This window comes from Alishewanella aestuarii B11, from assembly GCF_000280055.1.
Classification (GTDB): domain Bacteria; phylum Pseudomonadota; class Gammaproteobacteria; order Enterobacterales; family Alteromonadaceae; genus Alishewanella; species Alishewanella aestuarii.
In genome coordinates this window covers 16141-40571 of sequence record NZ_ALAB01000011.1, presented here as the reverse complement: position 1 = coordinate 40571, position 24431 = coordinate 16141, and the positions used below count along the sequence as shown (strand labels likewise).

The following is a 24431-nucleotide window of genomic DNA, read 5'->3' as shown; positions in this document are numbered from 1 at the left end:
TTTTATACCAGCGAGATTTCAGCCCGGTACCGGAACCTGTGATCCACCTCCACTCCGGCAAGCTAGATCCTAAAACCAAAGCACAATTTATCTTAACGTTTAAGATAAACTGAGTTAGAGTGGTTTTATCTGTCAGCTCTGTCTGCTAATACGCACAAAACCCGGAAAACCTGATGCCAAAAGTTACCCTTAAAGCGCTGGCCAAACACCTTGGGGTGTCGGTGGCGACTGTATCTAACGCCTTTAACCGCCCGGATCAGCTCTCGGCAGAGCTGCGCAAACATATTCTGCAGGAAAGTGAAAAGCTCGGCTTTAGCGGCCCTAATGCCACAGCCCGCAGCCTGCGTACCGGCCGCTCCGATATGATTGCCATTCTGCTGTCGGATACGCTGGAGTATTCGGTCAGCGATCCGGTTGCGAATCAGTTGATTAAAGGCATCGCCGAGGTGCTGCAGGACGCCGGCAAGGATATGTTGCTGTTATCCGGTGCCAAAGCGGTACACAGCACCGCCGAAGCCCTGCCTGATGGCTTTATTATTTATGGCAGCCCAAAAAATCCGGAGCAACTGGAGCGGGTAAAGCAAAGCGGCAAACCGCTACTCTGTGTCGACTGTAATCTCAGTGGTATCGGCTCGGTTAATATCGACAACTATCAATATGCCTATGATATTGCTGAGTATGCGCTGAAAAAACAGCCTGGCAAGGTCGCAGTATTAGGGCTTAGGTTGATAGATTCCGATCGGGTCTGCCGGCTACAACAACACGAGCTATACGATGCGAATGAGGCGATTTCCCGCCGCCGGCTCGAGGGCTATCTGGCCGCCGCTAAGCAGCAGCAACGCGAATTAAACGCTGAGCAAATCTGGCATATTCCAATCAATAACCATCATTACGCGCAAATCGCCGCCCGTGAGGCTCTGACGCAACATCCCCGCCCAACGCTGCTGCTTTGTATGAGCGATCGGATTGCGCTCGGAGCTATTAGTGTCGCCCGACAATTAGGTCTTAATATCCCGCAAGATCTGCGGATTGTCGGCTTTGATGGCATTGAAGAGGCCGAGCGTAGCTATCCGGCGCTGACTACCGTCGCCCAGCACAGCGATGAAAAAGGCCGTATTGCCGCCAGAATGCTGCTGGCCGGTGATACCGCTGAAAATGTGCTCTTACCTTGCGAGCTACGCCTGCGCGACAGCTGTTAAAAAACGTTGTATTTTTCGCCAAAAGCATTGATTGCGGCTTGCAACTTAAACGTTTAAGGTGTAGTTTTAAGCTGTACAACGATTACAGCAGGATTAGCGTGAATGGTCAGTGTCTGCCGATAAGCAGTATCCTGAGCCACTGACGCTTACCTGCGCACAAGGCCAGCTGCGCATAGCGCAAACTGCCACACTAATAAAACGCTGCACTGATGACAGCGATAAGACAGGGTTAGACTATGCAACAGCTCAGCAGCGCAGCGGTAACCGCCGTGCCGACGCACACCTATACCCAGGTTAAATGGATGACCTGCCTGATGTTCTTCGTCTTCGCCATGACCACGGATGCCGTGGGGGTGATTATTCCCGAAGTGGTCAAGCAGTTTGACCTTAGCCTGACGCAAGCGGCCGCCTTTCATTATGTGCCGATGATTTTTATCGGCTTATCCGGTCTATTCCTGGGCCAACTGGCCGATCAGCTTGGCCGGAAGAAAATTATTCTGTTTGGTTTACTGATCTACTCCCTGGCCTGTTTTGCCTTTGCGCTGGGGCAAAGTTTTTACTTTTATAACTTATTGTTGGGGCTATGTGGTCTGAGTATCGGCTTATTTAAAACCGGCGCCCTGGCGCTGATTGGCGATATCAGCCCTAATTCTGCCAGCCATACCCGGCTGATGAACCGGGTCGAGGGGTTCTTTGGCCTGGGCGCCATCGTTGGCCCAGCCCTGGTTGCGATCCTGCTGATGTTTGAGATGGCCTGGGAGCAGCTGTATTTTGTGGCCGGCTTTATTTGCGCGGTATTACTGCTAATTGCCTACCGCATGGACTATCCGCTTTATGCGCCACAGCCCAAAGCCTCGATCTGGCAAACTCTGGCTCTGGTGAAAAATCCTTATGCGCTGGGCTTCTCGCTGGCCATTGCCTGCTATGTCGCAACAGAAGTGGCGGTCTTTGTCTGGTTACCTACTCTGTTACAGCAATATGAGGGTCAGTGGACCTTACTGGCCGCACATGCCATTACCGTATTCTTTATTTTGCGGACTATCGGCCGCTTTCTGGCGGAATGGTTACTGACCCGCTTTAGCTGGACCATTCTGCTGGCCTGGTTTAGCAGTGTTATCGCGCTGTGTTTTGTCCTTAGTATGTGGCATGGCGTAGCCTGGGCGCTGTGGTTGATGCCCTTATCCGGCCTGTTTATGTCGATGATGTACCCCACGCTAAACTCTAAAGGCATCAGCTGTTTCCCACGCAAACAACATGGCGCAGCGGCAGGCCTGATCCTGGCCTTTACCGCTCTGGCGGCCGCGCTGGGGCCACTACTGATGGGTATAGTCGGTGACTGGTTTGGCGATGTGCGCTACGGCTTTTATCTGGCAACCGGCTTTGCGCTGCTGCTGGCAGCGGCCATGTGGTGGAATCATCTGTTTAATCCGGCTGAGGCTCAATTACAGGCGATGTCCGACTAGGGCGTAATAACCGCTATTGTTGATTTTCTCTCGTGCTGTTGCCCCGCTTGATCGGGGCTTTTTTATTGCTAAAGTCAGCACCAAAGTTGCAAGGCTCCCGGCCTTGCAGTAAGGTAGCGCCGCGCTATTACTCTGATCAGGTAGATATGATGTCCAGACCCTTTACTACTATTCTGCTACTTGCCTGCCTGTTTGTTGCGGGTTGCGATCAATTTAAAACCCTGACCGAAGCCGAGCAGATCGCGCGCAGCATTCAGCAGGAAGTTAAACGTAACGAACGGGGTCTGGATGCGTTGATCGCAGCCGCAGATAACACTACCTATGATGGTTTCGCCTGGCGGCGCGGCGAACGGATCCAGATCCGCCAGCGCCTGACTGAGGGGGAACAACAGGGCGAGCTGCAGTTACTGGCCGAGGCAGAAGCGCCTGAGATCATTGCCACTGCGGTGGCCAATAACCTGCCCAGCTTTAGTATAGTGCGCTATCAGCAAGGCTGGCTGGTGGTGTTTAATACCTATCTGACCGAACATTGTCAGGCGGTTTACGCCTATGCCTACCGCGGCCAGCTGCCAGAAGTAGCGCCTTGCAGCGAAGAGCGCTTTGCCGAAACGGCCAATGGCCAGTGCCAAAGTCCGATCACGGCCAATTGGCAGCTATTTAAAGAATGGTTTTTTGCCGAGTCGCTGGTAGCAGAAGGTAACCCCAAATGCATCAGCAAAGCCGAACAAGGCTGGCGGGTTAGCGCCAATTAATTGCCAAGCCTACTTACGCAAACTCAAGCAAACTTAATATTAAATCGATTCCTTGCTCTGAACGTTCTGTGAGACTATTATTTGTACGTTAATTTGTACTAAGTGGAGTTCAGTATGAGCCGTATTCACCTTGATCAAGATATTCGACCCTTGTCTGAGTTCCGTGCGGGCGTCGCATCTTTTATCAAGCAAATCAATGAAACTCGTCGCCCACTGGTTATTACACAGCGTGGTAAAGGTGTCGCCGTTGTTCTCGATGTTGCTGAGTACGAAGCCATGCAAGAAAAAATCGAATTACTTGAAGAAATGCGTGCTGCAGAAGTGCAGCTCGCTGCAGGTTTGGGTATATCGAGTGAAGATGCGCGCTTCCAAATACTGCGCCGTCTGGAAAAATGAAAGTAGTTTGGTCACCTCTAGCGTTACAAAAACTTGGTGACGCGGCAGAATTTATCGCCGCGGATAATCCTGTCGCAGCAAAAAAATGGGTTAATCACCTGTTCGATAAAACAGATTTGCTGGGTTCAATGCCAGAGATGGGACGAATGGTTCCGGAGTTACTGGATGCCAACTACCGTGAAATCATTATTGGCCATTATCGTATTATTTATAGCGTGAGCCATGAAATCAAGGTGCTAACAATACGACACTGTCGTCAACAGCTGTCAGAGCAGGAGCTGTAAAACTGCGTTTGAGCAGAGATACCAGAGGTTTCAGCAAACAAATAGGTTTGTCGTTGATTTGAATATCTTTTGGCAAGCACCGCGCCCTTAAGCGCGGTGCAAGAAAAGAATAAGCCTTGTGCCCAACTTACAGTGCCGTTAACCACAAGACCTGATAAGGCTGCAGCTCAAGCCGGGCGCCCTGATACAGGTTACCGCTTAACTCATCCCGCCACTGGCTGCAGGCCGGCATCGCCAGCGTCTGACTATGCTCGCTAAAATTGACCACACACAGCAAACTTTGCTGATCCTGATAGCGGCGGTAGCTAAACAGATGCGGATTGGCACTGGCCAGAATTTCGGTTTTGCCCTGCCCCAGCAGCGGCAAGCGCCGCCTTACGCCCAGCAGCTGCTGCAGTTGCTGGTAAATTTTACCGGACAGCTTAGTACTGTCGGTCGCGCTTTCAAGCTGCTGCTCATTAACCGCCACCCGATTTACCCAACGGCTGTCGTCTTTTTTCGCTGCATCCTGCTGATAGCTGTAATCATTTAACAGGCCCAGCTCATCGCCCATATACAGCAGCGGCAAACCGCCGATACTCAGGATCACGCTATTAAGCAGGTAAATACGGGCCAACGCATGCTGTAAATGCGCAGTATTACCGGTTTTCAGAGCCTGCTCAACGCCGGTTAATGACGCCAGCATACCGGCGACGCGGCAATCGCCGGTTTGCGGATTTTGCTGAAACGGCACCCCGCTGGCAAAGCTGCCGGCAAATTGCCCGGTATAGAACTGATTTAAAAACTGCCGGTGATGCTCCGGGTTAATCCCCAGCTGCCAGGCGACATTATCGTCAAAGGTCCAGCCGATATCATCATGGCAGCGGATATAGTTAACCCAGCTACAATGTGGGTCAATGGCAAAGCGCCGCTGTAATGACTCGGTCAGCAAGCGGGTTTTACGGGTCGCCAGACTATTCCACAGCAGGGCCATCAGCAGTGGGTTGTATGATAGCTGACACTCCTCGGGGGCGATATATTTTACCACCTCATCCGGATGCACTATGGCTTCTGATTTAAACTGTAGCGCCGGCGCCGCTAGCCGTGCCACCTGATTAAAGGCGCGGATCAAGGTGTGTGCCAACGGCAGGTTTTCGCAGTTAGTGCCAGCCTCTTTCCAGACAAAGGCTAACGCATCCAGGCGCAGTACGGCAGCCCCCTGATTGGCCAGAAATAGCATTTCTTCCGCCATCGCATTAAATACCGCCGGGTTAGCGTAATTCAGATCCCACTGGAAACTGTTAAAGGTGGTCCAGACCCACCGCCCGGAATTGGCTTCCCGCGTAAAACAACCACGGCGGATTTCCGGAAAAATTTCCCGTAAATAAGGCGCGTAGCGATCACGTTCGGCTTCATCAAAAAAGAAGTAATAATCCTGATACTCAGTGTCGCCCGCTTTGGCTTTTTGCGCCCAGCGGTGCTCATCTGAGGTATGGTTAAAGACAAAATCCAGCACCGGTCTGATGCCATGCTGATGCAGTGACTGCATCAGATCTGCCAGCTCAGTCATAGTGCCCAGCTTAGGCATGGTGGCGCGGTAATCTGATACCGCATAGCCGCCATCGCTGTTTGGCTCGGGCGCTTTAAACAGCGGCATCAGATGCAGATAATTAATCCCGGTTTGCTGTAAATACGGAATACGCTGCTTTAACCTCTGAAAATCGCCGGCAAACAGATCGACATAACAGGCCGAGCCAAGCGCCTGCTGCGATTGATGCCAATCTTGCGGCGCAGCATCTTCGGCCAGCAGATAATCCGGCCGCTGCGCTATGGCTTTGGCCAGAATTTTTAGCAGCTGCTCCAAATGATAATAGGCATCAAAGCGTGCGCCATAAAGCGGCAGATATAGTGCCAGCAAAGCCGGTAACTGCTGCCGTAAACGCTCTGCCAGCAGCGGCCAGCGCCCCTTCGCCAGCGTTTTTAGCGACGAACTATAACGTTTAAGTAAAATATCAGAAAAATGCGCTAATTGTGCAGGATCAGCTGTCATGGAGCGGGTCAGATACTGTGGCATAAGCAAGGGTCCAAACCAAAGTTTTATCCGCTATCTTTGCTTTATTTTTGCTGCATTGCAAGCCTTTGCTAAAAATTTAAGCAATTTTAGCCAGCGTCTAATTTACAACAGCTGGCGAATAGGCTAGCTTAAGCTTAAACATTTAAGTTAATCTTCGCAGGTACCCTAATGTCGCTACCAGTCTATTGTTTTGGCGAAGTCTTAATTGACTTCTTACAGGATCCGCAACAAGCCGGTGTCTTTCGCCGCTTCGCTGGCGGCGCACCGGCGAATGTCGCTGTAGCCGTAGCGAAACTGGGTGGCGATGGCCGCTTTGTCGGCATGCTGGGGGCCGATATGTTCGGGGATTTTCTGCAAGCCGAGCTGGAACATTATGGCGTTAATGTCAGCGCCTGCGCGCGCACGGCAGAGGCAAAAACCGCGCTGGCCTTTGTCGCGCTCAATGCCGACGGCGATCGCAGCTTTTCATTTTACCGGCCACCGGCAGCAGATTTGTTGTATCGACTCAGCCATTTGCCGGCGGATTTCTGGCAGCAGCAGGCTATTTTGCATTTATGCTCAAATAGCCTGACCGATAGCGCCATTGCCGATACCAGTTTTGCACTGATAGCCGAGGCCAAACGCCACGGCTGGTTAATTTCTATCGACGCCAATTTGCGGCATAACCTCTGGCCAACCGGGCAAGCCAACCGCGAGCTGGTGCAACAGCTGCTACAACAGGCCGATATTATTAAACTCAGTGACGATGAACTGCGTTATCTGGCCGTGGATGGCGATGAGCAAAGCTGGTTAAGCGCGTTAAATGCGCACAAGCAGCGCTGGATCGTGGTTACCGCCGGTAGCGCAGCCGTGCAGAGTTATAGCAAGCTTAATCTGAGCATCCCGGTGCAACCGGTAAAAGTGGTCGATACTACTGCCGCCGGCGACGCCTTTGTCGGTGCCTGGTTATATCAGCTTAGCCAAACTCTTATCTATCAAGACTGGCAAAGTCTATTGGCCGATCAGGTGTTACAGCAACTGATATTACAAAAAGCCATTAAGGCCGGCTCCCTTACCTGTCAGCATTTTGGGGCCTTTTCTGCCCTGCCCACCCGCTTTGAATGGGACGCTGGTTAGTCGTAGCAAATCGGCCGTACTGGTCAGAGCGCACCATGTAAAAAAGGGCTGTCATAAACAGCCCTTACGTTTTTAATACAGGTTAGCCCATAAAGCGCTGATAACCGTACCAGGCGGCTACAGCAACGATGATCAGCAACAGCAGATACAACGCCCAGGGCCGTTTTTTCTCAGCAAAAGGATCATGCAAGGAGCGTTTGGCGCCCTTAGGCAGGTGCGCCAGTCCGGTCAGCGAGGCACCAAAAGGCACATTAATTTTCGCCCGGGCATTCACTGCCCAGCCATTAGCATCCAATAAGGGGCCAATATTGCGCCGGCGTAGTGTCAGATACGCCAGTAACATCGATGGTGCCGAAATCAGCAGCATTACCCCGAGTAATACCAGCGGAATTTGCCACCAGCTCAGCGAAAACAAGCCCGCCACTATCGCCGCCAGGGCCGTGCCTAAGGCGCCTAAGGCCAGGCCAAAGGCGGCAAAAATACCGGCAAATTTAGCAATATCAAAGTTGCTGGGGGCCGCGGCAGGTGCAGCGGCAGCATCTGCTACACCGCTGGTGGTTTTCGCTTCAATATCTTTATCGCGGGAGGCGGCAAATTTCTGGATCTGACCTTCAATAAAGGCAGCAACCCGCTTATAGGGCGACCAGAACGCCTGACGGATACTGACTGGCTGTGCCACAACTTTAGTCACTGTTGCTCGCCAGTCACGGCCCTTGCGGTCATAAAAGATACCGTTACGACCAGCCACCATCAGCTCATCGACATCGCCGCCGGTCAGCGCTGCTACGATATCCATCGGGGCTTCGCCCTGCCGCACACAGCTGCAATACACCAGATAACAGCCACTAAAAGGTGCCATAGTCGCATGCCGGCCCTGATCACTGACCCGCATCACTAATTCGCAACTACGTTGATCCAGAAATAAGGTACCAGCCTGGAAGATGGCTTTATGCTCGGTTTGATAGAAATCACTCAGACTGACAAAGTTACGCAATAAGGTCACCAGATCGCGCTGATAACGCAGTAACTTTTCCAAGGCTAACAGATGATCGGCAAAAGTACTGGCGGCAAGATCGTCATTAATCAATGCTTCCAGCCGGTTTTTTACGTCACCGGCAACCAGTTGTTGCAGATATTCCAGTTCCAGACTATGGAGGGCGGTATCCGGTTTCGCCGCCTGCCAGCTACGCCAGGCTGCCAACCTGGCAGAAACCTGTTGCCAGTCAGCCGCAGTCAGCACTTCATAATCAGCCCCCAGTAACGGAGTCAGCACTTTGTCTTTTAACGTGGCGATAGCGCAAGCCCAAGCTGGGTTAATACCAAGACTTAAGTCCAGAGGGCGCTCCGCCGCAATGGCAGACAATGGTAAAGCCGCTATCTCGGCATCAGCATCAGCTACCACGCGGTTAGCCAGCACTTCATAAACCGAAGCAGACGGATTTAAGGTATCGGCAGCGCGCTGATCAAAGGCGGCCAATTGACAACGTACAAAATAATCATCAACTTTCGCTTTAACCGCTTCAAAAGCGGCAACGGCATCGGCAGTGGAATCGGCCAGCGGACAAAGCTGATTCTGCTCTGCCGTAAAAGCCGCGTGCCAGTTAACTACCGCTTCGGCCTGCTCAAAAAATGCCGATAAGGTATCCTGAGTCACACCAAGACCGCCACTGCGGTCGGCAACCCCACCCTGAGTTTCGACGATCTGCAGCAGCACCGATTGTAAGCTTTCATCTGTAGTCAGCTCCGGCATAATCACGCCATCGCCATTAAAGTGATCAGCCGAGAATAACCGTGTTGTATCCAGCACATCCTCCACCTGCAGGCTCTGCTCAGCTGTTTTATCGCTATAGCGCAGTACCAGTTCGGCGGCATGTTTAATGCCGGCACCTTCGGCGTCCTGATCAGCAATCGCAGCAAGCGGCAAGCCAGGTGGTGCAAACATAATGCTAGCATCCGTCAGGCGCTGGCAACTCCAACGCACTGCCGACAGGATCTCCGGTACCCGGATTTGGCCGTCGCCGTCACCATCCATTAGCGCCAGGGTACGGTCGTCAAATTCCAGGCCGGTAGTTGGGCAATTAAGTACAGTCCATAGCTTAGGATCGAGTTCGTGCAGATGCAGTAAATCATCTGCAGTTTCAATCGCGACCTGGTCAAAACCGCCGGAGCGGAAGAAACGCCATTGATGGGGTTTGGTTGCAGCAGTCAAGGTTTGTCTCCGTGAATTGTTATTCTCGCTCTCAGCATATGCCAGCCGATGCAAAGTTGCCAATAACTAAAGAAAAAACAGCCAAAGCATTAGGGCGTGTTGACGTTTTTCACAACGGTTTTATGGTAGGCTAAGTCAAATTTGTTAACAGGAGTATCAGGGTGCAGATCGTTATTCAACCAGATGCACAAGCCGTGGCCCGTTATGGTGCTGCTGCAATTATCCGGCAAATCAGGCAACATCCTGCCTCTGTGCTGGGGCTGGCGACAGGTGCGACACCCATTCTGCTGTATCAACAATTAATTACTGCCTATCAGCATGGCGAGGTGTCATTTCAGGCCGTTAAAACCTTTAATCTGGATGAATATATTGGTTTAGCGGCAACGCATCCACAAAGCTACCGCTATTTTATGCAACACCACTTGTTTAATCACATTGATATTCAGCCAGAAAATACCGCAGTGCCAGAGGGTGACGCCGCAGATCCATTACTTGCTTGCGAGCAGTATGAGCAAAAAATCATGGCTTCAGATGGTATCGATTTGCAGCTTTTGGGCATTGGTCGTAATGGCCATATTGGTTTTAACGAGCCCTCGTCCGGATTGCGTTCACGCACTAGGGTTAAAACCCTGACGCAGCAAACCATCGCCGATAATGCCCGCTTCTTTGCGCCCGGCGAATATCAACCACATCTATCAATCACTATGGGCATCGGCACTATTCTGGATGCCCGCAAAGTGCTGTTACTGGCAACCGGTAAAGCTAAAGCTGAGGCCGTAAAAGCGATGATCGAGGGACCACTGAGTGCCAGCTGTCCGGCGTCAGCTTTACAGCTGCACCAGCAGGCTACAGTAGTACTGGATGAAGAAGCTGCCAGTGACTTAGAGCAACTGGCATTTTACCGCCATATTGAACAGGAAAACGCGGCGCTATTGCGCCGCCTGAATCGTGATTAGCCGCCGTTGTTATGACCAGCGTCGTAGCTTATGGCCTTTCATCGCATAAAATAAGATATAAAGATAGGCCGGAATGAGAATCCAGTACGCACCCTGGCTATTACCGGACTGTTCGGCCAGATAACCATAACTTAGTGGTAACACCGCGCCACCGGCAATACCCATTATCAGCAAGGCTGAGCCGGTAGCAGTTAACTTCCCGAGGCCTTCCAGCGCCAAGGGCCAAACCGCCGGCCATACCAACGCATTGGCCAACCCCAGTAACGCAACGAACACCACGGAATCCGGTACTAGAGGAATACCCAACCAGCCAAATAGCCAAGCCGACAACTGCTGGCTATCGCTTGCGCCAAATAAAACGCCGATACTGAGTAACGCTCCAGCCAAAGCGGATAGCTGCAGAGCGCGGCCTTGTGACAGGTAGCGCGGGATTAGCAGCACCCCCAAAATATACCCTAACACCATAAAGCTCATAGTGTATGAGGTCAGGATGCCAAAGTGTGGCACGCCAAGTTGTTTGCCATATAGACCGATGGTATCAGCAGCAATCACCTCCACACCGACATAGCAAAATAACGCCAACACCCCCAGTACTAACTGCGGATAAGCGAGTACCGCTTTTACCGCCTTAAATTCGACGCCTTTTTCGTGCTTGTGCTCTGCTAACTCAGGTAAAGGAGCAAACCAGATAAATATAGACAACACTAACAACATCAGCGTCATATACACATATGGCAGTACCAGCCTATTCGACAGCTCAGCCAGTTGTACTTGCTGCTCTGCCGCTGGCAGCATTGCCAGCGCTGCAGCGCTATATTGTTCAATATTGGTCAGCACCAGAGTGGCAAACAGCATCGGCACCACTATTCCGGCCGCTTTGTTAACCAGCCCCATAATGCTGATCCGCATCGCAGCACTATCGAGCGGACCGATACAAACCAGATAGGGGTTAGTTGCGGTTTGCAAAATCGTCAGGCCGCTACCCAACAAAAACAACGCCAACAGAAATAGCGGATAAGCCGCTACTTTCGCTGCCGGAATAAACAGCAAGGCGCCAAAGGCCATAATGAGTAAGCCAGCCAGCATACCCTTTTTGTACCCCAGATAGTTAAGTAAAAACGACATCGGGATCGCCATGACGGTGTAAGCAATATAAAACACAAAGGTCACCAACAGTGCCTGAAACTCGTTTAACTGACAGACAATCTGCAAAAATGGAATAAGTGCACCATTAAGCCAGGTCACAAAACCGAACAGAAAAAACAGCACCGCCAGGATCAACATCGGCACCAACACACTGGGTGCTGGCGTGGTTTGGGTATTGGGCATCTTCGGATCCTTATTGTTATTCTTATTGTCGTTACCGGCTTAGATTACCAGCTTAACCCAGTTGAGCTTCGCCGTTAATCCAGCATTGTTGTACCTGTAGCTGCGCGTTCAATTGCACCAGATCAGCCCTATGGCCGGGTTGTGCCTGGCCGCGGTCAGTCAGCCCCAGCGCCTGCGCCGGATATAAGGCTGCCATGCGCAAGCTCTCTGCAAGGTCAAGATCTAAGGTATTTACCGCATAACGCACGGCCGCCGCCATATCCAGCACTGAGCCGGCCAGTGCGCCGCTACTGTCAGTCAACTTATTACCTTGGCGGGTCACCTTACCGGCGAAGAAATCAAATTCGGTCTCGTCGGTGCCAACCGGAGACATCGCATCTGTGACTAACAGCACCTTGCCGCGGGGTTTTGCTAAGACTGCCAGCTTTGCCGCTAACGGATGCAAATGTAAACCGTCCAGAATCACGCCACACCAGCTTTGACTATCGGTTAACGCAACACCCACCATGCCGGGCTCACGCGAAGTCAGTGGTGACATTGCATTATATAAATGAGTAAAGCCCTGCGCGCCGGCAGCGAGGGCTTGCTGTACCTGCGCGGCACAGGCATTAGAGTGGCCAAGCCAAACTTTAACACCGGCGGCGGTTAAACGTTGAACTTGCTCTGGCGTCACATTTTCCGGCGCCAGCGTAACCAAGACACACCCAAGATCACGGCGCAGATACAGCTGCATCTCTGCCTCTGCCAACGGCCGGATATGTTGCAGCGGATGCACACCTTTTTTCGGTGCCGATAAATGCGGTCCTTCGAAGTGAATACCCAAAATGCCTGGCTCGCCAGCAGCAACCGCTGCGGCAATCACATCGGCACTTTGCTGCATCACCGCCAGTTGGTCGGTGATCAGGGTTGGCAGCAGTGCCGTGGTACCAAAACGGCTATGGGCTTGTCGCATCCGGCGAAGCGTGTCAATCGTCGGTGCGTTATTAAACAGCACGCCGCCACCGCCATTCACCTGTAAATCGATAAACCCCGGCACCAAATAGGTTGCCTGTGGCGTATCACGACAGGGTCGGATGTCTACAATACGACCGTTTTCAATCAACAACTCGACATTTGACTGCCAGACAAAACCATCAAAAAATTGGGCAGCGCTTAATACTTGCTGCATAAGGAACCTGTAAGGAAAGACGTTATGCCATCTAAACTAACGCCTATGCGCGAAAAGCTCAAGTATTCGCGATGGGGACCCGTCCCGCTTTCACAAACCCAGACCACAGGCGCGGTTGTGGTGCCAACACAAACAGATCACCGTTTTGCCCCTGCAGTTGTTGCGGTACCCCAACCTCGCGGGCAATGGCAGCATTGGCTTGCATATGCGCAGCTTCGCCATGCACCGGTATCGCCACGGCCGGTTTTACCGCCTGATACATTTCAGCCAATTCACCCTGATTCGGATGACCGGAAACATGGATTGGCAATAAGGTATCCGCCGCTTGCAATACCTGCAGCTGTTTGGCTTTTAGTTTATCCACCAGCCGGCTGACCAGCATCTCATTGCCCGGAATGAGGTTAGCGCTAAAAATCACCAAATCGTCTTTTGCCAGCAGCAGCTGCGGATGGCGATCTTCAGCCAGTTTACTCAGGGCGGCTCTGGGTTCGCCCTGACTACCGGTTGCCGCCACCAGCACTTCTTCCGCTGGCAAAAAACCGATATGGGCGTTATCAATCAGCGGCAGATCCTCCGGCCAATAGCCGCAGGCCCGCGCCGCGCCAACCATATTCTCCATCGCCCGACCGAACAGTGCCAGGTACCGGCCTGTCTGCTGGGCAATGCGCCCCAGGCTAATTAAGCGGCCGATATTACTGCTAAAACCGGTTACCAATACGCGCTTCGGTGCCTGACTGACCACCTCACGCAGCGCATGAAAGCAGGCCGTTTCCGATAACGAAAAGCCACTTTTCAGTGCATTGGTTGAATCACAAACCATGGCAATAACACCTTGCGCAGCCAGCCGTTTAAATACCTGCGGTTTAAATGGCCGGCCCAGCATAGGTGCCGGGTCCATTTTCCAGTCGGCGGTATGAAATACCTTACCGGCCGGCGTGCTGATTAACAGCGCCTGACACTCCGGGATCGAGTGGGTGATATTTAGCCAATTGACGAGAAAAGGCCCGATCTGACAGGTGCCGCCAGGTGGAATTTCGATAATTGACATCTGCTCAATAAGGTCGGTACGCGCCAGTTTGCGGCGCAGCACCTCGGCGGCAAAAGGTGTGCAATACACCGGCGCCTGTAAGCGTGGCCATAAATAGGGCAAGGCACCGATATGATCTTCGTGGGCATGGGTAATAACAATGCCGCCCAGGTTTTCGCGTTGTGCGGCAATAAAGCTGGGATCGGCGGCCTGCACTTCAGCCGTAAGCTGCGGTGGCTGTGTCTGCGGCTGCAGCGGATTATAAAAGGTGACGCCGCAGTCCACCATTAACCAGCGCCCGGCATGACCGTATAAATTCAGGTTCATCCCAATTTCGCCGCAACCGCCAAGCGGCAAAAACCAGAGATCCTGCTCGCCGGCTAAGGTCATTTCAGCGCTCGCACGGCTGGCCATGTCACCTCGTATTACACTACTATCAACTGCTAAGTGCTACGTATAATACGCCATTCACGTTCACAGACCCAGCAGACATTTCCGCTGTCAGCGACGGGGTGGCAACATTTTTAATAGCGTGCGATCTTTTAGATGATAGTGATGGTAAAGGGCGGCCGCGGCATGCCCCAGGATCAATAGCCACACCAGATAAGCACCGCCCTGCTTATGAATAAAATCCATCGGCGCTTCAAATTGCTCAAAACTCAGGCCCATACCATCCGCAACCAGCGTCTGAAACAACCAGGTATCGGCAAATTTCGGGATCTCAAATAAAAAGAAAAACTCCGTTGCCACACCGGTACCTAAATAACCAGTCAATGGCATTACAATCAGCACGCCATACAATACCAGATGCCCAAGGTGCGCAGCCTTATGCATCAGCGCCGAACCGGGCTCAGCCGCAGGCTGAACATTAGTCAGCCGCCAGTAGAGCCGCAGCGCCACCAGTACCGCGATAGTCACACCAAAGGATAAATGCAGCTGCAGTGCAGTCCAGTTCTCCGGCGTCCGGGTCTCGGTAAACCATTGCCGGTAATACACTGCGACATACGCCAGTAAAAACAGCAGTGCTGTCAGCCAATGCAAAGCGCGGGCAACCCGGCCATAGTGAGTTGGGGAGTTTTTTAGCATAACGAAATCCAGTAGCCTTTGTTAACCAAACTATTAGCCTAGTTTGACGCCCTAGTGCACTGGCAACAACAGTATTAGTTGCTCACTTTGTTGCAGAAATTCGAATAACGTCAGGCAAAAGCGAGCAGTAAGGTGTAATCAACGCTATCAGGCGCCATGAACTTTGATTACACTAGCCACTGCTATTTTTACCGTAGTTTGAAGGATAACGGACAGATGTCTGAGTTGTTTCCTATAGCCAATCCGGTTGTTGTGTTTGCGATTGTTGCCAGCCTGATCCTAATCTGCCCTATTCTGCTCGCGCGCTACCGCTTACCCGGTATGTTGGGACTATTGTTTGCTGGTGCCCTGCTTGGCCCCAATGCGCTCAATGTGCTGGCCCGTGATCAGTCTTTTGTGCTCTTTGGCACCGTCGGCTTGCTGTATATTATGTTTATTGCTGCACTTGAAATTGATATGCAGCAATTAAAACGCTCCAAATCGCACACGCTGCTGTTTGGTCTATTCACCTTTGCCATCCCGCAGGCAACCGGCACTGCTATTGGCTTATTGCTTGGCTTTGACTGGCTGGCGGCGATACTGCTGGCCAGTATGTTCGCCTCTCATACGTTGCTGGCGTATCCTATAGCCAGCCGCTTAGGTATTAGCCGCAACCCGGCCGTAACGACTGCCGTTGGCGGTACTATTATTACCGACACGCTCGCCTTGTTGGTGCTGGCGGTGATTGCGACCATGGCCAAAGGCGAGCTTAGCGAGCATTACTGGCTGCAACTGGGCATCAGTTTAAGCCTGTATATCCTGCTTATTTTAGTGTTATTGCCCAAGCTGGCGCGCTGGTTCTTTCGCAGTGTCGGCGGCGATGGCGTGGCGGAGTTTGTGTTTGTGCTTGCCACGGTCTTTATCTGCGCCAGCTTCTCACATCTGGCTGGCGCTGAGCCGATTATCGGCGCCTTTTTGGCGGGGTTAGCCCTTAACCGTATTATTCCGCATAACAGTACCCTGATGAACCGGCTGCAATTTACCGGTGAAGCGATATTTATCCCATTCTTTTTGTTATCGGTTGGTATGCTGCTGGATGTCGGGATTTTCTTTGCCAGTGCCCGCGCCTGGGTCATTGCCTTTGCTATGGTCGCCACTGTCATTTTAACCAAGTGGGCCGCCGCTGAGCTATGCCGACTGTTTTTAGGCTATAGCAAACCGCAAGCGCGGGTGGTGTTTGGCTTAAGCGTCGCTCAGGCCGCCGCCACACTGGCCGCAACGATGGTCGGCTATGAAATTGGCTTGTTTGATGAAGCGGTGGTAAACGGCGCCATTCTTATGATTTTGGTTACCTGCTTTTTGGCACCCTGGCTGGTTGACCGCTACGGCCGGAAAATTGCGCTTAGCAGCCAACAGCAGCCCGAGGAAAGCCTGGCGGAGCAACGGATTATGGTAGCACTGGCACCGCAGCAACAGATGGAACCCTTTTTACAGTTGGCGAAATGGCTGCGCGCGCCGGGCGCCCGTCAACCTGTGTACGCGATGACAGTGGTAGAAGAGCAGCGTGACCACAGCCTGCCGTTACAACAAGCCGCCAGTCGACTGGAGCAGGCGGTCAGTTATCTGGCTGCCGCCAATATTCCGGCTCAGGCCAAAACCCGGCTGGATCTGAATATCAGTGATGGTATTTTGCGTAGCCGCCGGGAACTGAATGCGACTGAAGTTATTGTGGGCTGGAGTGAACACAGCAGTACCGCAGAGCTGCTATTTGGCTCAATGTTAAGCCGCTTGCTGGCCGATCCGGGTTATACACTGCTGGTGAAGCGTCAGCTGTCACCACTACAACACGGTCAACGCTTATTCTGGCTTATTCCACCGAATGCAGAAAAAGAGGCCGGCTTTGCTGAAGCACGCGAGTTGGTGCAACGTCTGGCACAACAGTTAAGTCTGACGGTACAGCTCTGTTGTCAGGATAACCAGGTCGCGGCTATCAAAGCCGCGCTGAATAAAGCCAATATCAGTGGTTACATAACCGCGCCGCAGTATCAGTTGTTACCCGATCAGCTGCATAAGCTGGCACCAACAGGTGATTTACTGGTGCTCTACGGCGTGCGTCAGGGTGGTCTGGCCTGGGATGCTGATCTGCCCCGTTTACAGCAAAAGCTGAGTCAGGCACTGCCGCACACCAATTTGCTGGTGATTTATCCGGCCGAACGGCAAGATCCCATCGTGATTGCCACCGTCGCTATCGCCTAGCCCGCCAGCAAAATATAGCGGGCTTTGCCAGCCCGCTTAGATCCCTTCCCCTAAAAACACCTTGCTATAACGTGGCAGGATCCAGGCTTGTTCGCCCTGCTTCAGGTTTAGTTGCTTAAACTGCTCTTTCGGCAGTTCAACGTGGATCAGCTGCTGATCGGATTCAGCCAGCACTTCCAAACGCACTGAGGGGCCAACAATGGTCACCAGATCCAGTTTTACTTTAATGGCATCGGGCTGCGGCAGGTTGAATACATCTATTTCATGCGGCCGCACATAGGCCAGGCCGTCTTGCTCTTCGCTGTTGGTATATTCCGGTGACGGAACCCTTAACTGTCCGATACTGCTCTGGCCTTGTTTTACCCGGGCATGAAACAGGTTTACATTACCTAAAAACTCATACACAAAGGGATTGGCCGGGTTGTCATACACCTGCTCCGGCGTACCTTCCTGCTCGATGCGGCCTTTGTTCATCACCACGATACGATCGGCCACTTCCAGCGCTTCTTCCTGATCGTGGGTAACAAAGACACTGGTGACATGAATTTCATCATGCAGGCGTCGCAACCAACGGCGCAGCTCAGCGCGCACCTTGGCATCCAGCGCACCGAACGGCTCATCCAACAATAACATTTTCGGCTCAACTGCCAGAGCCCGGGCCAGCGCAATTCGCTGCCGTTGTCCGCCCGAGAGCTGTGACGGATAACGATCGGCTGTCCAGCCCAGCTGCACTAACTCCAGCAGATTGTTCACTTTTTTGGCGATCTCCGCCTTAGATGGGCGGAATTTTTTCGGTTTAACCGTTAAGCCATAGGCCACGTTTTCAAACACCGTCATATGCTTAAACAACGCATAGTGCTGAAACACAAAACCGACACCGCGCTCGGAGACATGCTGACCGGTAATATCTTCGCTATTAAAGCGGATAATGCCACTGTCGGCCTGCTCCAGCCCGGCAATAATCCGCAGCAAGGTGGTTTTACCCGAGCCGGATGGCCCCAGCAAAGCAGTAAGCTCACCAGTTTTGATATTTAAATTAACATTATCCAGCGCCACAAAATTGCCAAAGCTTTTCCGAACCTGCTCAATACAAATGCTCATGACTGTCCTCTTTGCTTAAGCAAAGCTGTGTTATTTTTCACCAAAAATCTAATCTGGATCATATCAATGCTTATGGATAACTTTAAAATCACATTTTCAATGCTGATATAGCCAAAAGGAATATATGGTTCCATACTAACGTTATAAGTTATTCCTAAATTACTAACCAGCTTGCTTTGCACTACTGCAAAAGAGTATTACAGTATTATGACTAAGGCGGAGTTCCTTAATCACAACCTCAATCCGGGAAATTCAGATGAAACTATTTAACTATTCTTTACTAGCCGCATCCTTACTGGCTGTGGGCTCTGTACAAGCCAATAATGTCGAAATCTATGGTTTAGCACATCTCTCGCTGGACCGTTTGGATAATGGCATCGACAGCGGTACCAACGTTTCTAGTAACGCCAGCCGGTTGGGGTTTCGTGCCAGTACCAAACTGGAAGGCGGTTTAGAGGCCTTTGTGCAGCTTGAGCAAACCATTCGTATCGATGAGGGTGCCGGTAGCTTTGCCGATCGCGATTCTTTTGTCGGCCTGCGTGGCGATTTTGGTACAGTAAAAATTGGTCAGTTCGATACACCGCTAAAAGTATTGCGCGGCAAGGTCGATCAGTTTGGTGATCGGGTGGGTGATATCCGTAACGTCAGCCGGGTTAGTGGCGGAACCATTGGTAATGTGTTTGACGAGCGCTTTAAAAATGGTGTGGCCTATCAAAGCCCGACCGTCAACAACCTGACCTTTGCTTTTCACTATACGCCGCATAACAATACCGGCGCTACCGTAGATAACCTGCGCGAGTCTTACAGCAGCTCCATTACCTATGAGCAAAAAGGCATTTATTTAGCAGCCGCCTTTGAGCGTTTTGAAGGCACCGATGGTTTAGATCCGCAGGCGATCCGCCTGGGTGCTTACTATGATATTACGGATGCCATCCGCCTGACGACCTTGTGGCAAAGCGCTAAGGATATTCCGGGTGGCGACCGCAATGTTTACGGTGTTGGTGCCAGCTACAAGCAAGGTAACTATGTCTGGCGCGGCCAGGTGTATCAAACCGGCGACAACGATACGGCAGACAGCGGTGCGACCTTATTTGCTGTGGGTGTAGACCGTAATTTTGGCCGCGAGCTGGTGCTGTATGCCGTTTACGGTATCACCAGTAATGATGACAATGCCGCCTTTCGCATCTCTGGCGGCGGCCGTGGCACTCAATTGCCGGCAATCGCCGGTGAAGATAGCACCGGCTTATCGCTGGGGATTATCTACCGCTTCTAAGCTTAGAGCGGGTAGCCTGCTACCCGCTTGCTTTTCCGAAACGATATTTACCTCGTCACACTTTTCCTCTACTCGTCATCAACACTGAAATAATTTTTCAGCATTTTTGCTGCTTAATGTTTTCTTAAGCTTCGCCACCTAACCTGCCAGCATCGAGGTTAAACCGGAGCGTCTTATGTCTGAACCCTTATTACTGGCACCACCCGCTGCCGCTATGCCGCTGCTGTGTAGCCTGGGAAATATGACCAGTAAACTGACTTTGCTGGCAAGACAAGCCGATGGCCGTGTTGAAGTAGAAGACCTTATCGCCCGCGAGTTTCAGCGCAAGCATCAGGCCGAAATCCGCTACTTTCTGCCACAATTGCTAAGTTTACGCTGCACCGGAACCCTGACCGCAGCGGTCGGGTTGCAGGCTGCCACACAGGGCCCGCTGTTTCTGGAGCAATATCTGCCACAGCCGATTGAGCAGCTACTGTCAGAACAATCCGGGCAAGAGGTAAAGCGCGGGCAGATTCTGGAAATCGGTAATCTGGTATCGGCACGCGCCGGCAGCAGCTTGCTGCTGATGGTTGCCTTGAGTGAACTGATTGCCGCTAGCCGCTTTCGCTGGGTGACCTTTACCGCAACCGATGAAGTGCAATCCTTGCTAAGCAAGCTGCATTATCAACCCATGCTGTTAGCCGCAGCCAATGCCGATAAGCTGCAGCACCCCCAAGTCTGGGGCGCGTACTACCAAAAACACCCGCAAGTGATGGCAGGTATGGCCTTACCGGCCATTACCAGTGCCCGGCGCTTGCCGCGCTATCAGTTGTTACAGCAGTTACTGGCTCCACAGCTGACTGAGCTGCAACCGCTATTGGCGCGGCTAACGGAGGCTGGTCATGGCTAAGTCGGTACCTTTGGATTTTCCTAGCCTGCGCCAGTTTGCCGAGCGCCCGGCGTTAACTGACGGTCAACACAGCCTGAGTTATCAGCAACTCGCTGCACAGGTATCTCAACTGGCCAACTGGCTACAACAACTGCCGGCACAGCGCTTTGCCATTAGCGGCCCCAACAGCATCAGCTGGATTATTGCTGATTTGGCACTGGCCGTGAGCGACAAAATTTGTGTCCCACTACCACGTTTTTTCTCAGCCGCGCAGCAAGCCTATATCCTTGATACCGCCGCGATTGAGATTGTACTGGAAACCGAGCCACTTGCCGGCAGCATAGCCAGCACAGTGCCAGGTTTATGGTATCGGCAGATGCCGCCAGCAGGCACTCACTCAATACCAAGCTTTCCGTTCTTGAGCGGTAAAGTCACCTTTACCTCTGGCACTACCGGCAGCCCGAAAGGCGTATGTTTAAGCTGGGCACAGCAAGCGGCGACCTTAGCCGGCTTAGTTAAAGCACTAGGCGCAGAATTTAGTGCAGAGGCACAACAGCAACAACTGCGACATTACTGTCTGCTGCCCTTATCTACCCTGTTGGAAAATCAGGCCGGTGTGTATTTACCACTGGCTCTGGGGCAGCAAATTATTGTGCTGAACGAATTGCAAAGCGGTTTGAGCGGAAGTTCAAAGCTAGATTTAGCGCAATTGGGACACAGCCTGGCGCAGTACCAGCCGCACAGCCTGATCCTTACGCCACAGTTACTGCAGGCGCTGCTGTTGATTTGCCAGCAGCAACCGGCACTGGCAGCAAGTTTTCGTTTTATTGCCGTTGGTGGTGCGCACTGTGCACCGGCATTACTGGCACAGGCCGCACAGCTGGGGCTACCTGTCTATCAGGGCTATGGTTTATCCGAAGCTGGCTCAGTGGTGGCCTTAAACTTACCCGCTGCTAATCGGCCTGGTAGCGTCGGCAAAGCGTTACCTCATGTACAACTGCGGATTAACGCAGGCCAGATTGAAGTAAAAGGTCAGCTTTATGCCGGCTATTTAGGTGAAGCACCGCGCGACGCCAACAGTTGGTTAGCGACCGGCGATTTGGGGCAACTGGACAGCGAAGGTTATCTGAACATTGACGGGCGCAGCAAACAACTGTTGATCAGCAGCTTTGGCCGCAATATCTCGCCCGAATGGCTGGAGGCTGAGCTACAACTTTGCCCGGCGATCGCCCAGGCCATGGTATGCGGCGATGCCAAACCCTGGCTAAGTGCACTGATAGTGCCGCGCTCGGCGAAGCAATTGACGGAGCTTAGCACCCAGTTACAGGCGCTTAACGCCCGGCTCCCGGATTATGCACAAATTCGTACCGTACTGCTGCTAAATGAACCCTTTAGCAGCCAAAACCAGCAACTTACCGACAACGGCCGGCTGCGCCGGCAACATATTCTGACGCGGTACCAGCAACCTATTGAGCAACTTTACTACCTTACCCCAACAACGGCAGAGCCAGTGCTTGTGCCGCTAAACCAGGAGCATCGCGATGAGCTTTTATCAGCAATTAATTGAACAAACCCAGGCCGAACGCGAGTATCTGTTAAGTGCACCGCTGATCCAGCGCTGCCTTAAGCAACTAAGCTTTACGCTCGCCGAGTATCAGGCGTTTTTAACGGAAGCTTACCATCATGTTAAGCACACAGTGCCATTGCTGATGGCCGTTGGCAGCAGGCTAAGCAGTGCGCAGGAGTATTACCGCGAAGCCATTGCGGAGTATATCGAAGAAGAGTTAGGTCATCAGGAATGGGTGCTGAATGATATTGCGGCGACCGGTGCCGACAAGGAGCTGGTGCGCCATGGTCAGCCACGGCTGGCAACCGAATTAATGGTCGCCTATGCCTATGACACTGTACTGCGAGGCAACCCTCTCTCATTTTTTGGCATGGTGTTGGTACTGGAAGGCACCAGCGTTAATCTCGCCACAGGCGCCGCTGAGATTATTCAGCAGCAGCTACAGTTACCCAATAAAGCCTTTAGTTATTTACGCTCGCACGGCAGTTTGGATATTGAACATCTGAGCTTTTTCGAAAAGTTGATGAATACAATTAGCGATGCAGCTGATCAGCAAGCGATTGTGCATGCTGCTAAAGTGTTCTATCAGCTGTATGGCAACATCTTCCGCACTATTGAAGCTGCGCCTGCGGCTAAGGCGGCGGCATGAGCGCCGCAGCCCTGCGGGGCCAAACACTATTGCTGCTAGGTGCCAGCGGCGGTATTGGTGCTGAGCTGGCGAAACGACTCACGGCACAGGGAGCGAGCCTGATTATTACCGGGCGCAATCTGTTACCGCTACAGCGGTTGGCAACGCAACTGGCCACAAAAACCCAGTGTGTAGCCGCCGATCTCAGCGACCAGACAGGCCTTGAGCAACTGATGCTGGCGCTACCGGATAAGCTGGACGGGGTGATCTTCGCCGCAGGTTATAACGATTTTGCGTTATTTGAACAGCAGGACCCAACAGCGATACAGCGGCTATTTGAACTAAACACGCTGCTGCCGATACTACTCACCCGCGCCCTGCTACCCCGGCTGACACCTCAGGCACGCTTAGTTTATGTTGGCTCGACACTGGGTGCTATCGGCTATCCGGGCTATGCCGCCTATGGTGCCAGCAAAGCCGCGCTAAAGCATTTTGTGCAGGCGCTGCGCCGGGAAATGGCCGATACCGCCCTGCAATTTTGCTATATCGCACCGCGGGCAACCCAGACCAGTATGAACACCCTGGCAGCACAGCAGTTGAATCAGGCGCTGGGTAGCAAAACCGATCAACCAGATTGGGTAGCATCCCAAATTCTAAACCAGTTAATCGCAAAACAGATGCAGGATCAGAACCTTGGTATGCCGGAGCGACTGTTTATCCGGCTCAATGCGCTGCTGCCAGCCTTACTGGATAAAGCACTACGCAAACAACTGACGACCATCAAACAATTTGCCCGACGGCAAGCCGCAGGGTTAACCCACAATACGCTGGCTGAAGTGAAAAACGTCCCTGCCAGCGATAAAGGAGCATGCAAATGAAAAAAACCTCTTCACTTATTGCCCTAAGTTTACTGAGCGCCAGCTTACTGCTGGGGTCAGTACAGGCCGAAAGCTCGCTTTCCGCAGTACCAAGCGAACTAAGTCAGATTCAACAGCAATGGGCCAGCGTTAAGTATCAGCAAAGTGGTAAACCCCAGCAGCAAGCCTTTGCCGAACTGGTTAGCGCCGCCCAGGCCGCAGTAAAGGCCCACCCGGATGATGCCCGCTACCTGATTTGGGAAGGTATTATCCGCGCCACCTATGCCGGCAGTGTCGGCGGTTTGGATGCGCTTAGCGAAGTTAAAACCGCGAAAAAGCTATTTGAACAGGCGCTAAAGCAAGATGAGAAAGCGCTGGATGGCTCGGCCTATACCAGCCTGGGTTCGCTGTATTATCAGGTACCAGGTTGGCCTGTCGGCTTTGGTAGCGATAAAAAGGCCCGCGAATATTTGCTAAAAGGCCTGGAGGTTAACCCTGACGGTATCGACAGTAATTATTTTTACGGTGATTTTTTACTGCAACAAAAAGAATATAAGGCCGCCGTGGCGGTACTGGAAAAAGCCTTACTGGCGCCGCCGCGCCCCGGCCGTGAAGACGCCGATGCCGGACGCCGGCAAGAGATTGAGCTGGCGCTGACCAAAGCGCGTAGCAAAATTAAAAGTTAAGGCTCGATATCCTCTAAATATACCGGCAAGGCCGGTATATTTGCTATTCAATGCGATAACTTTGGATAAACGTCTGACCGCATTTTTCCCCGCTAGTCATTTAGCTGCTGTACGAGATGAAAACTTAAGAATTTCTTAAGTAAGTGAGGTTAATCTGGTTATAGTTAACAGACTGACC

The 24431-nt window shown here is 52.2% G+C and carries 21 protein-coding genes; 14 read left to right on the top strand and 7 right to left on the bottom strand.

Annotation, left to right across the window (positions count from 1 at the left end):
* Positions 1-173 precede the first annotated feature (173 nt).
* The 5 genes from AEST_RS06160 (at position 174) to AEST_RS06140 (ending at position 4094) form a co-directional block, all read left to right on the top strand.
* Positions 174-1199 carry a LacI family DNA-binding transcriptional regulator gene (locus AEST_RS06160; protein ID WP_008607805.1) on the top strand — a complete coding sequence of 342 codons (1026 nt, stop codon included), beginning with the start codon at positions 174-176 and terminating at the stop codon, positions 1197-1199.
* Positions 1200-1435: 236 nt separating this feature from the next.
* Positions 1436-2662: an MFS transporter gene (locus tag AEST_RS06155; protein WP_008607804.1), complete on the top strand. Its 1227-nt coding sequence runs from the start codon at positions 1436-1438 to the stop codon at positions 2660-2662.
* Between the two features lie 149 nt (positions 2663-2811).
* Positions 2812-3414, top strand: coding sequence for a hypothetical protein (locus AEST_RS06150; protein ID WP_008607802.1), 603 nt, complete (start codon positions 2812-2814; stop codon positions 3412-3414).
* A gap of 114 nt (positions 3415-3528) precedes the next feature.
* Positions 3529-3810 carry a type II toxin-antitoxin system Phd/YefM family antitoxin gene (locus AEST_RS06145; RefSeq protein ID WP_008607800.1) on the top strand — a complete coding sequence of 94 codons (282 nt, stop codon included), beginning with the start codon at positions 3529-3531 and terminating at the stop codon, positions 3808-3810.
* Complete coding sequence (locus AEST_RS06140; RefSeq protein WP_008607799.1) at positions 3807-4094, top strand: type II toxin-antitoxin system RelE/ParE family toxin; 288 nt, start codon at positions 3807-3809, stop codon at positions 4092-4094. Before AEST_RS06145 ends, AEST_RS06140 begins: the two co-directional genes overlap by 4 nt.
* Positions 4095-4221: 127 nt before the next feature.
* Here the strand turns inward: AEST_RS06140 and AEST_RS06135 are convergent, their stop codons facing one another.
* A complete protein-coding gene (locus tag AEST_RS06135) occupies positions 4222-6147 on the bottom strand; it encodes an alpha-amylase family glycosyl hydrolase (protein ID WP_008607797.1) in 1926 nt (641 codons plus the stop codon).
* 168 nt (positions 6148-6315) lie between these two features.
* Here AEST_RS06135 and AEST_RS06130 point away from each other — a divergent pair, with 168 nt between their 5' ends.
* Positions 6316-7263, top strand: coding sequence for a carbohydrate kinase family protein (locus AEST_RS06130; RefSeq protein ID WP_008607796.1), 948 nt, complete (start codon positions 6316-6318; stop codon positions 7261-7263).
* An 82-nt stretch (positions 7264-7345) separates the two neighbouring features.
* Here AEST_RS06130 and AEST_RS06125 read toward each other — a convergent pair whose 3' ends face one another.
* Entirely contained in the window at positions 7346-9472 is a 2127-nt protein-coding gene (locus AEST_RS06125; protein ID WP_008607794.1) for a hypothetical protein, read from the bottom strand.
* A 161-nt stretch (positions 9473-9633) separates the two neighbouring features.
* Between AEST_RS06125 and nagB the strand changes: the two genes are divergently transcribed.
* A complete protein-coding gene (nagB, locus tag AEST_RS06120; protein WP_008607793.1) occupies positions 9634-10428 on the top strand; it encodes a glucosamine-6-phosphate deaminase in 795 nt (264 codons plus the stop codon).
* 9 nt (positions 10429-10437) lie between these two features.
* Here nagB and AEST_RS06115 read toward each other — a convergent pair whose 3' ends face one another.
* From AEST_RS06115 to AEST_RS06100, 4 genes are all read right to left on the bottom strand, one after another.
* Entirely contained in the window at positions 10438-11757 is a 1320-nt protein-coding gene (locus AEST_RS06115) for a sugar MFS transporter (RefSeq protein WP_008607791.1), read from the bottom strand.
* A 52-nt stretch (positions 11758-11809) separates the two neighbouring features.
* Positions 11810-12925 (bottom strand): N-acetylglucosamine-6-phosphate deacetylase, encoded by a 1116-nt coding sequence (gene nagA, locus AEST_RS06110; protein WP_008607789.1) that lies wholly within the window; start codon positions 12923-12925, stop codon positions 11810-11812.
* A gap of 58 nt (positions 12926-12983) precedes the next feature.
* Positions 12984-14366 (bottom strand): ribonuclease J, encoded by a 1383-nt coding sequence (locus AEST_RS06105; RefSeq protein ID WP_008607787.1) that lies wholly within the window; start codon positions 14364-14366, stop codon positions 12984-12986.
* 87 nt (positions 14367-14453) lie between these two features.
* Entirely contained in the window at positions 14454-15038 is a 585-nt protein-coding gene (locus tag AEST_RS06100) for a cytochrome b (RefSeq protein ID WP_008607785.1), read from the bottom strand.
* Positions 15039-15254: 216 nt separating this feature from the next.
* Between AEST_RS06100 and AEST_RS06095 the strand changes: the two genes are divergently transcribed.
* Positions 15255-17273: a cation:proton antiporter gene (locus tag AEST_RS06095; protein WP_008607784.1), complete on the top strand. Its 2019-nt coding sequence runs from the start codon at positions 15255-15257 to the stop codon at positions 17271-17273.
* Between the two features lie 36 nt (positions 17274-17309).
* On the opposite strand, the gene AEST_RS06090 is transcribed toward AEST_RS06095, so the two are convergent.
* Complete coding sequence (locus AEST_RS06090) at positions 17310-18374, bottom strand: sulfate/molybdate ABC transporter ATP-binding protein (protein WP_008607783.1); 1065 nt, start codon at positions 18372-18374, stop codon at positions 17310-17312.
* 256 nt (positions 18375-18630) lie between these two features.
* On the opposite strand from AEST_RS06090, the gene AEST_RS06085 reads away from it, so the two are divergent.
* The 6 genes from AEST_RS06085 to AEST_RS06060 all read left to right on the top strand — a co-directional run bounded on the left by AEST_RS06085 (position 18631) and on the right by AEST_RS06060 (position 24253).
* Entirely contained in the window at positions 18631-19647 is a 1017-nt protein-coding gene (locus AEST_RS06085; protein ID WP_008607778.1) for a porin, read from the top strand.
* A 175-nt stretch (positions 19648-19822) separates the two neighbouring features.
* Positions 19823-20536: a thermostable hemolysin gene (locus AEST_RS06080; protein WP_008607777.1), complete on the top strand. Its 714-nt coding sequence runs from the start codon at positions 19823-19825 to the stop codon at positions 20534-20536.
* Complete coding sequence (locus tag AEST_RS06075) at positions 20529-22082, top strand: AMP-binding protein (RefSeq protein ID WP_008607776.1); 1554 nt, start codon at positions 20529-20531, stop codon at positions 22080-22082. Before AEST_RS06080 ends, AEST_RS06075 begins: the two co-directional genes overlap by 8 nt.
* Positions 22057-22731, top strand: a complete 675-nt coding sequence (locus tag AEST_RS06070; protein WP_008607775.1) for an iron-containing redox enzyme family protein — start codon at positions 22057-22059, stop codon at positions 22729-22731. The genes AEST_RS06075 and AEST_RS06070 overlap by 26 nt, the downstream gene beginning before the upstream one ends.
* The gene (locus AEST_RS06065; RefSeq protein ID WP_008607774.1) at positions 22728-23588 is read left to right on the top strand and encodes an SDR family oxidoreductase; all 861 of its coding nucleotides are present in this window, start codon (positions 22728-22730) and stop codon (positions 23586-23588) included. Before AEST_RS06070 ends, AEST_RS06065 begins: the two co-directional genes overlap by 4 nt.
* Positions 23585-24253 (top strand): tetratricopeptide repeat protein, encoded by a 669-nt coding sequence (locus tag AEST_RS06060; RefSeq protein WP_008607773.1) that lies wholly within the window; start codon positions 23585-23587, stop codon positions 24251-24253. The genes AEST_RS06065 and AEST_RS06060 overlap by 4 nt, the downstream gene beginning before the upstream one ends.
* Positions 24254-24431 lie beyond the last annotated feature (178 nt).